The organism is Caloramator sp. ALD01, assembly GCF_000472625.1.
GTDB lineage: Bacteria > Bacillota > Clostridia > Clostridiales > Caloramatoraceae > Thermobrachium > Thermobrachium proteoclasticum.
In genome coordinates, this window is the sequence record NZ_AXAA01000006.1 from 1 (window position 1) to 13,214 (window position 13,214).

General features: G+C 30.4%; 9 protein-coding genes. All 9 read left to right on the plus strand.

The features are described from left to right. Positions 1 to 303: 303 nt before the first annotated feature. The 9 genes from A3M9_RS13135 to A3M9_RS0104250 all read left to right on the plus strand — a co-directional run bounded on the left by A3M9_RS13135 (position 304) and on the right by A3M9_RS0104250 (position 13,207). Positions 304 to 918 (plus strand): SOS response-associated peptidase, encoded by a 615-nt coding sequence (locus tag A3M9_RS13135; RefSeq protein ID WP_051350584.1) that lies wholly within the window; start codon positions 304 to 306, stop codon positions 916 to 918. 18 nt (positions 919 to 936) lie between these two features. Next, on the plus strand, positions 937 to 2,187 hold the full coding sequence (locus tag A3M9_RS0104210; RefSeq protein ID WP_027308108.1) for an MFS transporter: 1,251 nt from the start codon (positions 937 to 939) through the stop codon (positions 2,185 to 2,187). Positions 2,188 to 2,341: 154 nt separating this feature from the next. Further along, positions 2,342 to 3,541 (plus strand): iron-containing alcohol dehydrogenase, encoded by a 1,200-nt coding sequence (locus tag A3M9_RS0104215; RefSeq protein WP_027308109.1) that lies wholly within the window; start codon positions 2,342 to 2,344, stop codon positions 3,539 to 3,541. Between the two features lie 341 nt (positions 3,542 to 3,882). Beyond that, positions 3,883 to 7,905 (plus strand): family 10 glycosylhydrolase, encoded by a 4,023-nt coding sequence (locus A3M9_RS14110; RefSeq protein WP_051350585.1) that lies wholly within the window; start codon positions 3,883 to 3,885, stop codon positions 7,903 to 7,905. 147 nt (positions 7,906 to 8,052) lie between these two features. Beyond that, entirely contained in the window at positions 8,053 to 8,361 is a 309-nt protein-coding gene (locus A3M9_RS0104230) for a PTS sugar transporter subunit IIB (protein WP_027308110.1), read from the plus strand. Positions 8,362 to 8,387: 26 nt separating this feature from the next. Next, positions 8,388 to 9,713: a PTS sugar transporter subunit IIC gene (locus A3M9_RS0104235; RefSeq protein ID WP_027308111.1), complete on the plus strand. Its 1,326-nt coding sequence runs from the start codon at positions 8,388 to 8,390 to the stop codon at positions 9,711 to 9,713. Positions 9,714 to 9,912: 199 nt separating this feature from the next. Further along, positions 9,913 to 10,221: a PTS lactose/cellobiose transporter subunit IIA gene (locus A3M9_RS0104240; protein ID WP_027308112.1), complete on the plus strand. Its 309-nt coding sequence runs from the start codon at positions 9,913 to 9,915 to the stop codon at positions 10,219 to 10,221. A 16-nt stretch (positions 10,222 to 10,237) separates the two neighbouring features. Further along, positions 10,238 to 10,534 carry a hypothetical protein gene (locus A3M9_RS0104245; RefSeq protein ID WP_027308113.1) on the plus strand — a complete coding sequence of 99 codons (297 nt, stop codon included), beginning with the start codon at positions 10,238 to 10,240 and terminating at the stop codon, positions 10,532 to 10,534. A gap of 21 nt (positions 10,535 to 10,555) precedes the next feature. Continuing rightward, positions 10,556 to 13,207: a sigma 54-interacting transcriptional regulator gene (locus tag A3M9_RS0104250; protein ID WP_035165835.1), complete on the plus strand. Its 2,652-nt coding sequence runs from the start codon at positions 10,556 to 10,558 to the stop codon at positions 13,205 to 13,207. Positions 13,208 to 13,214: the final 7 nt, after the last annotated feature.

Consider the following 13,214-nt stretch of genomic DNA (forward strand, 5'->3'; position numbering starts at 1 on the left):
TAAAATACATATTATTTTAGCAAACACTGCGTGTAATATAGTAAGGATGGTCAACTTAATTATGCAGCAAAAGGCCACCCTTAGCTTTGCTACGCCCTAAAATGAGGAAATAATAAAAATAGGGCTCAAAAACAAAGCCCTATATAGATTGAATTAACAAATATTAATATATTTTTAATGCTACGCATTTTACATTAATAACTTTTTATGCATTTTATTAAATTAAGTTGAATATTTATAAAAAACGTCATTAAAAGCCACTATTTTTTCGGAGCTCTTGGTGGCACTTTTAGGAGGGATAGTATGTGTGGAAGAGTTATTCTTGAGAGCGATTTTCAGGATATTTTGAAGAGGTATATGGTTCAAGAATATAATAGGTTTGAATATAAAAAAGGTGAAGGATTTCCAGGAGACAATCTTCCTGTTATAATAAAGGAGAATAAAAAAATGGCAGATGTGTTTTTGTGGGGATTTTTGCTTGATAATAAAAGGGTTATAAACGCAAGAAGTGAAACTATATTAGATAAGCCTCTTTTTAAAAATGCCTTTTTAACAGCAAGATGTATAGTGCCTGTAAATGGATTTTTTGAGTGGAAAAATGAAAAGGGTAAAAAGATTAAATATAGAATAACTTTAAAGGATGAAGATATTTTTTCACTGGCAGGAATTTATAGGGACTTTAAAGACAAGGATGGAAGCATAAAAAGATGTGTAACAATACTAACAACCGAACCAAATGATGATATGAGAGAAATTCATAATAGGATGCCTGTTATAATAGATGAAAAGGATGAGGAATTATACCTATATGAAGGCTTTGATAAAAGTATAATGGATTTATTAAAGCCCTTTGAGAATGGGAGGCTGGTTATCAAAAGGGAAGATAGGGTAAGGTATGAGAATGTTAGTTTTTTATAGATCAAGGAGGGGGATGAGGTGCAAAGTTTAAGACGAAGGCTACTTGGAGGTTTAGATGGCAATGCCTATTATAGTATAATAATGGAGCCTCTTTGGGCTGTTTTTGGAGGAATGATTTTTTTCTATCAGCCACTTTATATGAAACATTTAAATGTAACAGAGGTGCAGATGGGATTTTTAAACTCTCTTGCAGCGGCACTTGCAGTAATTACATCCTTTGTAGCAGGCCCAATAACAGATAGATTTGGTAGAAAGAGAACAACACTTGTTTTTGACCTTATTTGTTGGAGTATGACGATGTTTGTTTGGGCAATATCCCAAAACTATTGGTATTTCCTGCTTGCTATAATTTTAAACTCCTTCAATAAAATATCATATATTTCTTGGACTTGTCTATCCATTGAGGACACGCCAGAGGATAAAAGGGTATACTTTTTTAGCCTTATTATGATAATAAATTTAGCATCAGGAATTTTTGCTCCTCTTGCTGGTGTTTTAGTAGAAAAAATTGGTGTTGTGGATGCGATGAGGATAATTTATGGTTTAGGCTGTATTAGTATGACGACAATGTTTTTGATTAGAAATAAGTATGTTAAGGAAACAGAAATAGGTAAGAGGATGATGAAGGAACACAGCGAGTTTTCTGTTAAGGATAAAATAAGGGATTATAAAGAGGCGATAGTGTATTTTTATAAAAGCAAGGTTACTCTTCTTATGTTCTTTATTTTATTAATAGGACAACTTCAAATGTCGTTTTTGTATTTTCAATCAGTCTATTTAAAGGATGTTATAGGTATAAAGGAATCATTAACATCAATGGTTCCAGGAATTTCAGCAGTAGTAAATTTGATAGTCTATTTTGTGTTTATGGATAAGCTAAGAATAATTGGTGATAAGAAAAGTTTATTTTACGGTTTAGCTTTTAACACTATTGGAGTACTGTTTTTAATACTTGTTAGGCCGAGAGGATACTTATTATTATTTATTAGCATTGTATTTATGGCGGCAGGCAACTTAATTACAATAGTATTTAGAGAAACTATATGGAATAATGTTATTGGTGAGAGGGAGAGGGCAAAGATATTCTCAGCAGCCAGTGCATTTATTGCCCTAATCTCAATTCCAGCAGGTTATGTTTCGGGATATATGTACAATCTAAATCCTATATTCCCATTTTATGCGAGTCTAATTTTATACATAGTTGCAGTATTGCTGTCTATTAGGGTAAATAGGATTTATAAAAACAACATTGAAGAAGCAGGTATATAAACTGCTTCTTTTTTATATAAAGATGAATGGTTTATAGTACAGGATAAAAGATAAAAGCAAAATATTCAGAAAAATATTGAAAAGTAATATCCTGTTTGATATAATAATATGTGGAAATGGTTAAAATATTAACAATATAGGGGGGATACACGTGTTGTGGGAAACAAAAATGCCCATTAATGAAGTAAGGGAAATTAGATGTAAAACAACAGTATTCTTTGGGGTTGGAGCAATAAAGAAGATTTTTGACATCTGCAAAGACCTAAAAGAGAGAGGAATTGACAAGGTTGTAGTAGTTACAGGAAAAGGTGCATATGAAAAGACAGGGGCTTGGAAGTATGTTGTTGATGCATTTAAGGAATATGGAATAGAATATGCACTATATAACAAGGTTACTCCAAATCCAACAACCCATCAAGTTGATGAGGCAACACAATTAGGTAGAGAACTTGGAGCAAAGGCTGTAATTGGTATTGGTGGAGGAAGCCCAATAGATGCAGCAAAGAGTGTTGCTATATTATTAGAATATCCAGACAAGAACTGTCAGGAGCTTTATGAGTACAAGTTTACTCCAAATAAAGCTGTGCCTATAATTGCTATTAATTTAACACACGGTACAGGAACAGAGGCAGATAGATTTGCAGTTGTTAGCATACCAGAGAATGAATATAAGCCAGCAATTGCATATGATTGTATATATCCACTTTATTCAATAGATGATCCAGCACTTATGACAATGCTTCCAAGAAACCAAACACTTTATGTTTCTGTTGATGCAATAAACCACATTATAGAAGCAGCAACAACAAAATCCACTAACCCATATTCTGTACTTCTTGCAAAGGAAACATTTAGACTTATATCAAAATATCTTCCACAGGCACTTATGCATCCAGAAGACTTAACAGCAAGATACTATTTACTATATGCTTCAATGATTGCTGGAATATCCTTTGATAATGGACTATTACACTTTACACACGCATTAGAGCATCCATTAAGTGCTGTAAAGCCAGAACTTGCCCACGGATTAGGTCTTGGAATGCTTCTACCTGCTGTTATTAAGCATATTTACCCAGCTTGTTCAGAAGTTTTAGCAGACATATTATCGCCAATTGCACCTGATTTGATGGGCGTTCCAGGAGAGGCAGAATATGCAGCAGAAGCAATGGAAAATTGGTTAAATCAAATGGGACTTGTTGAAAAGTTAACTGATTTGGGATTTGGTGAGGAAGACTTAGATAAGTTAACAGACCTTGCAATGAATACTCCAAGTTTAGATTTACTTTTAAGTATGGCACCAATTCCAGCAACAAGGGAGACAATAAGAAGGATATATGAGGATTCACTATAAAGATTAAAAGACTGTTAGAGTATTATAAAATTAAAAAGCCCTATGAGATTTTAAGTCATGGGGCTTTTAGTTTTTTAAATAATCTAAAATTTATTAATAGGAATCTAAGTGATTTTGTGTATCAAAGTATTTATAAAAATATACATTAATATACAAAATCACTATTTATTTAGTTATAAAATTAAAAATTAAGAGCTAATTGTATCAAAAGATAAATTATAAATGTATCAATAGACTCATTAACAATATTATTTTCCTTGTAAAACAATAATTTTTAAATTATATAAATTTTGGTATGATATTTGCTTTATAAATGTCAAATCTGTTGAGGGGGGAAGATAATGAGTAAGGTGAAAATTAGACTTCTTTCAAGGTTAATGGCATTTTTAATGTTTTTTTCCGTATTAAATTTAGGACAGTATAAAGTAAAGGCTTTCGAAGGTGAAGTAGTACCATTATATAAATATGGTACTCAAACACCTATTCAAATTCACCAACAAAATGTTTATATACCTAAATATTATCAGCAACTTAAAAGGCAGTTTAGAACAGCTTGGGTATCAACAGTTACAAATTTAGATTTTCCAAGTAGACCAGGTTTAACTGAAGAAGAATTTAAACAAGAATATCTTAAGATTTTAGATGAATTTGAAGAATTGAACTTTAATGCAATTACAGTTCAAGTAAGACCAAAGTTAGACGCATTTTATAAATCAGATTTAAATCCATGGTCAGAATATCTAACAGGTGTGCAAGGAAAAGACCCTGGCTGGGATCCATTAGAATGGATGATAAAAGTTACACACGAAAGAAATATGGAGTTTCATGCTTGGTTTAATCCATACAGAGTTACAAATACATATGAACCTAATAAAACTATAGATGAAATTTTAGCTACTTTAGCAGATAATAACTGGGCTAAAATGCATCCTCAATATGTATTAAAGTTTGATGGTAAACTTTTATTAAACCCTGGGGAACCTGAAGTAATTAATTATATAAAAGAAAGTATAGTTGAAGTTGTTCAAAAGTATGATGTAGATGCAATTCATTTTGATGATTATTTTTACCCATATAAAGTAACAAGAAATGGAGTAACGTATTACTTTGGTGATGCTAATGAAGACTTAGAAACCTTCCAAAAATATGGACAAGGTTTTACTGATATAAAAGATTGGAGAAGAAATAATGTTAATACATTAATAAAGGAAGTATCAAAAGCAATAAAAGAAAAGAAACCTTATGTTAAGTTTGGTATTAGTCCATTCGGTATTTGGGGACATTATGATAAGCATCCAGAAGGTAGTGCTGAAGGTGTAGGTTCACATACACCATTTACTTCATCAGCAAGCTATGATGATATATATGCTGATACAAGGAAATGGGTTAAAGAGGGCTGGATTGATTATATTACTCCTCAAATTTACTGGGCTTTTGGAACTACGGCTGCACCATATGGAGAACTTGTAGATTGGTGGGCAGATGTTGTAAAGGGTACAAATTGTCACTTATATATAGGACATGCGAATTATAAAATAAATTCAAATGATAACGATTGGAAGAATCCTGAAGAAATTGGAAATCAGCTTAAATTTAATTTATTATATAACGAGGTAAAGGGTAGCTCGTTCTTTAGTTTAAAACAATTAAGATTAAATAATTTAGGTGTTACAGACAAGATAAAGAATGACTATTTTAAAACAAAAGCATTTGTACCTGCTATGCCGTGGATTGATGATAAGGCACCAAATAAAGTACAAAATGTTTCATACAAATTATTAGGCGAAAACAAAATAGAGGTATTATGGAAAGATGATTTTAACAATGATTCAACATATTATGCAGTATACAGATTTGAGGGAAAAAGCCTTGGAAATATAGAAAATCCATCTAATGTTATTGGAATAGTAAGAAGAGATAACAATAAAGAGGAATATTCCTATATTGATAATTCAGCAGATAAAAATAAACAATATGTATATGCTGTAACAGCATTTGATAGGTTGCATAATGAAAGTAGGCCAGAAGTAGTATTTTATCCTAAGGTGCAGTATATAAAAGAAAAGATAATGCTGAAGGATATAATTAATAATAAAATTGAACTTGAATATAGAGGATATCTTGATATAGCACAAGATGTACTTGTATATCAAATTCTTGATAATAAAGTTATAGAAAAAAGTTTATCAGATGTTATGGTTGGTGCTGAAAATGTAACTTTATATTTAAATAAGAATAATCAAGTTGATTTGATAATAATTGATGGAGAAACAAAAATAGATAAGATAAGAATTGGAATAAGAAGTGATGTAAACAATCCAGCAGATATTAATTTGATTGATTATTTAAATATTGAAATGAAGGCATCAAGTGGATTTAAGTTAATAGATAAAAAAAGCAATGTTAGCTTTGATATATTAAATAATGATTTAATAAGTTTCAAAGTTGAAGAAGGGAAAATTTCAGTATACAAGAACGGAAATTTAATTTATAAAACTTTGAATAGATTATATGCTGAACCTATTAATGAAGATGAAAAAATAACTGTTACGACATTAAGAAGAGGAAGCCCCGTATTTAATCCTTCCTACAGAGGAACATTAGAAATTACTCTATCTAAAAATGGTGATAAACTAAATTTAATAAATGAAATACAAATTGAAAAGTATTTATATCAGGTTGTACCAAGTGAAATGCCAGCATCATTTGGATTAGAAGCATTAAAGGCACAAGCAGTAGCAGCAAGAACATATGCATTAGGAGATTATTTTAGCAGCAGATTTGCAGATAGAGGATTTCATGTAGATGATAGTACGTTAAGCCAAGTATATAACAATACTCCCGAGAATCCAACAGCTACTCAAGCAGTAAATGAAACAAAAGGAATGGTTATGAAAAATGGAGATCAACTTGTTGATGCAAGGTATTATTCAACTTCAGGAGGGTATAGTGCAGCAAAACATGAAGTATGGTCAGAACCAGTCTCTAATATGTTCCCAGGAATTCGAGTTCCATATTTGATAGGCAGAAGTTATACATTTGATCCACAAGATAATACAAAATTATTAACTATTAATACACAAGATGAAAAGGAAATTTCGGAGTTTTATAAAAATATATCATTAAGGGCGTATGATTCTGATTCAGCATGGTTTAGATGGAAACTAAGCTTGAGTAAACAAGAATTACAAAACACAATAAATTCTAATATAAAGTTAAGGTATGAAGCTGATCCACAATTTATACTTACTAAAGATTCAGATGGAAACTTTATAAGCAAACCAATACCTGAAGAAGGAATAGGTGAAATACTAAATATGTATGTCGCTAAACGTGGAGAAGGAGGCAACATAACAGAACTTGTTATTGTAGGTACTACTGGAACGTATAAGATAGTTAAAGAATTTAATATAAGATTTATCATAAGACCAAGAGCAGTAGATACAAAGGGGAGTGATGTAATTTTATATAGGGCAACAGGTGGATCACAAGACTATAATGCAAGTTCATTAAAGAATTATAGTATATTACCATCTGCCTTCTTTACATTCGATACGATTAAAGATGAAAATAATAATTTAATTAGTGTTGTTTTCTATGGTGGAGGAAACGGACATGGAGTAGGAATGAGTCAATATGGAGCAAAGGGCTTATCAGATAAAGGATGGACATATGATAAGATACTAATGACTTATTATACTAACGTTGAGCTTGTTAATGTGTACAATCAAACTAACAATCAAGAAAATAATCCTTTAAAGCTTTTAATTTTAATGTCTGAAGATTTGTTTAATAGTGCAGAGGAAGGAAAAAAACAAGGAAATTATTTAGAGGGTTCAAAAGCTAAATTTAGAATTGTAATTGATAAGGCTGTTAACATTTTAAAAGATGAAAATTTAGATAAAGATCTAATTGAAAGTACAACTGATGAGCTGAAGGCAGCAATGAGAAAATTTATTGATTCAAAGGTATCAGAAGAACAGGCAACTCAATATGCAAAAGAACAAGCTGCAATAGATGCAATAGCTTCATTACCAGATGTTGAGAATTTGACTTTAGAAGATGAAGACGCTATAAAAAATGCAAGAAGCTTAGTAAATATAGCAAATAATGATTCAAATATTGTAAATCTTAATAAACTGATTGCACTTGAAGAAAAGTTATTAGAACTAAAGAATAAAGATAATAAAAATACAGAAGAAAGTGATAAAAACAATGAACAAAATAATCAAAATGAATCTATTGAAAATTTACCTAAAACAGGACAATTATTAGATGCAAATATATTGGTTTTAATAAGTTTTGTATTAATTTTATGTGGTATATCATTACTTTTAATTAGAAAGAAGAAAGATAACATTTAATTAGTATCAACTATTAATTAAGGTAGTGTATCAAATAATTTGATTTTGATACACTACCTTACAAAGTATAGTAGATACAATATATTTACAACTTGGCACGCTATTTGCTTATGTATAAATGAAAAAATTTAGATAGGAGGGAAGATGATGAAAGTATTGATGGTTTGTTCAGGGGGAATGTCAAGTGCCATAGTAGTAAAGGCAATAAAACAAGAAGCAGACAAACAAAACTTTCCACTTGAAATTAAAGCTGTTGGAACTGGTGAATTCGAAGAGGAGTTAAAGACAGGGGGATATGATTTAGCAATAGTAGCACCACAAGTAAAGCATAGAATGGATGTATTTAAAGAACAAGCTGCTAATGCAAATGTTCCAATAGAATTAATTGTTCCAACTGGATATACTCCAATAGGGGCTCCAAAGGTATTAGAACAGATTAAAAAATATTCTAAATAAAAAATAATTAAGAGGGGGAAAAAAGAATGGAAAAGTTTTTGAAATGGATTGAAGAAAAGTTTATGCCTCCTATGGCAAGACTGGCAGAACAAAGACATTTAAGAGCAATAAGAGACGGTATTATCTCAACATTATCATTAATTATAGTTGGTAGCTTTTTCTTGATTATTGCATTCCCACCAGTTAAATCTTGGGCAGATGCTGTTGCACCTAATGTGGGGAAAATACTTATACCATTTAGAATGACAATGGGACTTATGGCTCTATACGCGGCATATGGTATGGGATATAGCTTAGCAAAGTCATATAAATTAGACGGAGTATCAGGTGGAGTTCTTTCCTTAGCAGCATTTTTGATGATGACTATTCCTGTAAATGTTGACGGAGTTTTAAAAGAAGCGGCTAAAGCAGGTATAAAGGGAGCGGCACCTATTGGTTGGGCACTACCTATGGGTAATTTAGGTGGAGCTGGTATGTTTGCAGCGATTCTTGCTATGATATTTGCAGTCGAAGTTTTAAGAATTTTAAAGAAATACAATGTTACATTAAAAATGCCAGAACAAGTTCCAGAGTCAGTTTCAAGATCCTTTGAAGCATTAATCCCAGCAGCAGTTATTATTGTTGTACTATGGTTTATAAGAGTATGGTTAAATTTTGATATACAAAAATTCATTATGGATATCTTTGCACCAGTAAAGGGTGTGGCTGGTAACTCAATTTGGGGTGTACTTGTTCCAATTTTCCTTATTACATTATTGTGGTCAGCAGGTATTCACGGAGCGTCAGTTATAGGTTCAGTACTTAGACCAATTTGGTTAGTTTTATTAGAAGAAAATGCAGCAGCACTTGCAGCTGGACAACCACTTCCAAATATTGCACCAGAACAATTCTTCCAATGGCTTGTATGGATTGGAGGTGCAGGAGCGACTTTAGGACTTGCAATTTTACTATGCTTCTCAAAATCTGAATATCTAAAGAAGGTTGGTAGATTCTCAATAATACCAGCAATATTTAATATCAATGAACCAATGATGTTTGGTGTACCATTAGTAATGAACCCAATCCTTGCAATACCATTTATAGTTGCACCACTTGTAATAGGTATAATTTCTTATATTGCTGTATCAATAGGTATCGTTGGAAGATTTGCAATAAATGCACCTTGGACACTTCCGGCACCAATTGGAGCATATTTCGCAACAAATGGTAGTATATCAGCTGTTATTTTGGTAATAATAAACATTTTAATTTCAATGGTAATTTATTATCCATTCTTTAAGGTATATGAAAAGAAAATGATTGAGGAAGAAAAGGCTCAAATTGCAGCTACTGAATCAACTTTAAATATGTAAAACTTAAGCACCAGGGTTTGACCCTGGTGCATATATAAAAAATATTAGAGAAATGTTTAGCATAACTCTAATATTTACCAATCAAGTTAGATTGGTAAATAAATTAAATTTTATATTCAATTCATACAACAAATCTTATAGAAAAATTTAATTTTAAATTAATGACTCAATTTTAAAATCGCAGATTGGAGGGTTATTTATGGAAAATGAAATCTTTGAAATAATATCACATGGAGGAAATGCCAGAGCATATGCCTTTGAAGCTGTTAAAAAGGCCCAAGAGGGAAATATTAAAGAGGCTGAAGAATTACTTGTAAAGGCTCAAGAGGAATTAGATATTGCTCACAATACTCAGACAAAACTTATTCAGGCTGAAATAAATGGTGAAAATCTACAGATGAATTTACTTATGGTTCATGCACAAGACCATTTAATGACTGCAATTTCAGAAAAAAATTTAATAGAACAAATCGTAAACTTGTGTAAAAAATTAGAAGAGAAAAAGTAGTATGGAGGAGATATAGATGCCTTCAAAACTGTTTTATATAATCTTTTTCATAGTTTTAATTGTAGGTTCAGTTAAATTTACTAATTTTATGATAAAAAAAATAAAATTGAATAGATGGATTATAGGTTTTTCAGCATTCTTAGTATTAATAGTCCCAAGCTTTTTATTCAATAAAATTAATCCCGTTATTTGGAACATTTTGTTGATTGCATCTTCTGTATTGTGTATTATGTTTTTTGAGATTACAAGACAAATGTTAGAAAAGGATGAATACAAAGGTATTGTAAAGATAGCAAATAAAAAAAATAAATAAATTTTATAAGGCGGGATTAGTGTGAAATATAAAAAGGTATACGATGTCATTAAGGAAGAATGTATAAAACAAAAAAAGCAAACAGGTAAAGTAATTGGGGTAACTGCACAGGAAATAGCTCAAATAATGAATATGCAAAGAAGTAATGTAGTAAGAGAATTTAGTAGACTTGTTAATAAAGGAAGTATTAAAAAATCATCAGGAAGGCCAGTAAGATACTTTGTAAGTGAAGAAAAATTAACAAAGGAAGAAGTTGATAAAAGCCTTTCTGTGTTTGATACCATTATTGGAAATAATGGAAGTTTAAAAAATCAGATTTCGTTAGCAAAGGCTGCTATTGTTTATCCACCAAAGGGATTGCATACTTTAATAGTTGGAGAAACTGGAGTTGGAAAATCATATTTTGCAAAGATAATGTTTAAATATGCTGTAGAGTCAAAGATGATAAATGATAGTAGTAAATTTGCAATTTTTAACTGTGCAGACTATGCAAATAATCCACAGCTTCTTATATCCTATTTATTTGGTGTAAAAAAAGGTGCATATACAGGAGCAACAGAGGATAGAGATGGAATAATTGAAAAAGCAAGAGATGGTATTTTGTTTCTTGATGAAGTTCATAGACTTCCACCAGAGGGTCAGGAGATGCTTTTTACATTAATTGATGAGGGAAGATATGTAAAATTAGGCTCAACTCAGGAGATACCTATAAATGTAATGATAATTGCGGCTACAACAGAAAATATAGAATCAACTCTTCTTAAAACATTTGTAAGAAGAATACCAGTTATTATTTCACTTCCTCCTTTAAGAGAAAGACCAATTGAAGAAAGATTTGAGTTAATAAAAAATTTCTTTGAAGAAGAATCAAAAAGGATAAATAGAAAAATAGAAGTGGAACAGGATGCAATTACTGCACTATTAAATTATGATTGCTTAAATAATATTGGTGAGCTTAAAAGTGATATACAAATTGCTTGTGCAAAGGCCTATATAAGAAGTATGTTTGGTGGAGATGTTTTAAATGTTACACTTGATGATTTTAACGAAAAGGTAAAAGCAGGTTTACTTGTTGCAAGCAAAATAAATATGAGAAAATTAAAAATCAGAACAAATGAAATATCAAAAGACTTTATTGAAGATGATAAATATACTCTATCACAAAGTATTTATGAGTTTATGGAAAAAAGAACTGTGTATTTTAAATCTAAGGGATTAGAAACAAATGAAATAAAAAAAATTGTTTCAAATGAAGTTGAACAATATATAAATAAATATTTAAAAAATATCAATTTAAGAAATGAAGATGAAGAAGTTAAAAGATTAATAAATAATGATTTATTTGAATTTATAAAATCATTTATACCTTTAGCAGAGTATAAGTTAAAGAGAAAAATTTCAAAGAATACATTCTTAGGATTAGTCATACATATCGATACATTTTTAAACAGAGTTAAATTGAATAAAATGATTGAGAATCCAAAATTAGAAGAAATACGAGAAAAATATCCACAGGAGTTTAAGATTGCAATGACTCTTGCTGAAAAGTTAGAGGAAAAGTTTAATGTTAGAGTTCCATTAGATGAAATAGGTTTTATTGCAATGTTTTTTGCAGCAGAAATAAAGGAAAATAGTGGTAAGGTATTAGTTTTAGTAGCAATGCATGGAAGTAGCACAGCCACATCAATGGTCGAGGTAGTAAATCATTTATTAAATACTAATCATGCATTAGCTTTTGATATGCCACTTTCAATGAAGCCAGAGGATGCACTAAAAAAGATTGAAGAAATAATAAAAGAGAAAAATGAAGGAAAAGGTGCATTACTCTTAGTTGATATGGGTTCATTGAGATATTTTGATAAAATGATTTCTAATAATACAGGAATAGATGTAGAATGTGTAGATATGGTTACTACACTTATGGTAATTAAAGCAACAAGAATGGCTTTAATGAATGCAAGTTTGAGTGATATTGTAAGTTCACTTAAGGCTGAAGAAAAAGAAATAGGTGAAGCTGAAAAAACGTTTAGTGAAAAAAATAAACCCATCATAATTTCAGCATGTACAACAGGGGAAGGAACTGCACAAAAAATTAAGGATTTAATCTATCGAAAATTTGATAGGACTAAATATGATGTAGTTAACTTAGCTATAAAAGATAGAAGAGAATTTCTAAAGGCAATAAATGCACTTAGAAAAAATTCTGAAATTGAAGCGATTGTTAGTCCGTTTAAAATAGAAATTGAAGGTATAAAGTATATTTCACTTGATTCACTATTTGAGCAGTATTATAAAGGGTATATTAATTATACAACTTCAAATGAAGAGTTTAAAAGAAATTTAACTATAGTTTTTAAGGAGTATTTGCAAATTGATGAGTCAGGTGATTTGGTAGATTATATTGTAAATATGTTTGATAATTTACTTAAGACTTTTAAGATTCATATTGATGAGGATAAGTTAAATGGTATTATTATACATTTAGGTTGTTTGATTGAAAAGTTAATCAACAAAGAGGAAACAGTGAAATGTGAAAATATAGAATTAATAAAAAATAAGTATATTGAAATCTATGACTATCTAAAAGAGAACCTATCTTTTATAGAAAGAAAATTTAGTATTAATTTTTCAGATGATGATTTGTGTAATATTTTAGAAATGATATTAAACTAAGAGGCTG

What these genes read in the sequence shown, in the direction of transcription:
- A3M9_RS13135 (WP_051350584.1), top strand. Translation starts at nt 304, where the DNA reads ATGTGTGGAAGAGTTATTCTTGAGAGCGATTTTCAGGATATTTTGAAG.
- A3M9_RS14110 (WP_051350585.1), top strand. Translation starts at nt 3,883, where the DNA reads ATGAGTAAGGTGAAAATTAGACTTCTTTCAAGGTTAATGGCATTTTTA.
- A3M9_RS0104230 (WP_027308110.1), top strand. Translation starts at nt 8,053, where the DNA reads ATGAAAGTATTGATGGTTTGTTCAGGGGGAATGTCAAGTGCCATAGTA.
- A3M9_RS0104235 (WP_027308111.1), top strand. Translation starts at nt 8,388, where the DNA reads ATGGAAAAGTTTTTGAAATGGATTGAAGAAAAGTTTATGCCTCCTATG.
- A3M9_RS0104240 (WP_027308112.1), top strand. Translation starts at nt 9,913, where the DNA reads ATGGAAAATGAAATCTTTGAAATAATATCACATGGAGGAAATGCCAGA.
- A3M9_RS0104245 (WP_027308113.1), top strand. Translation starts at nt 10,238, where the DNA reads ATGCCTTCAAAACTGTTTTATATAATCTTTTTCATAGTTTTAATTGTA.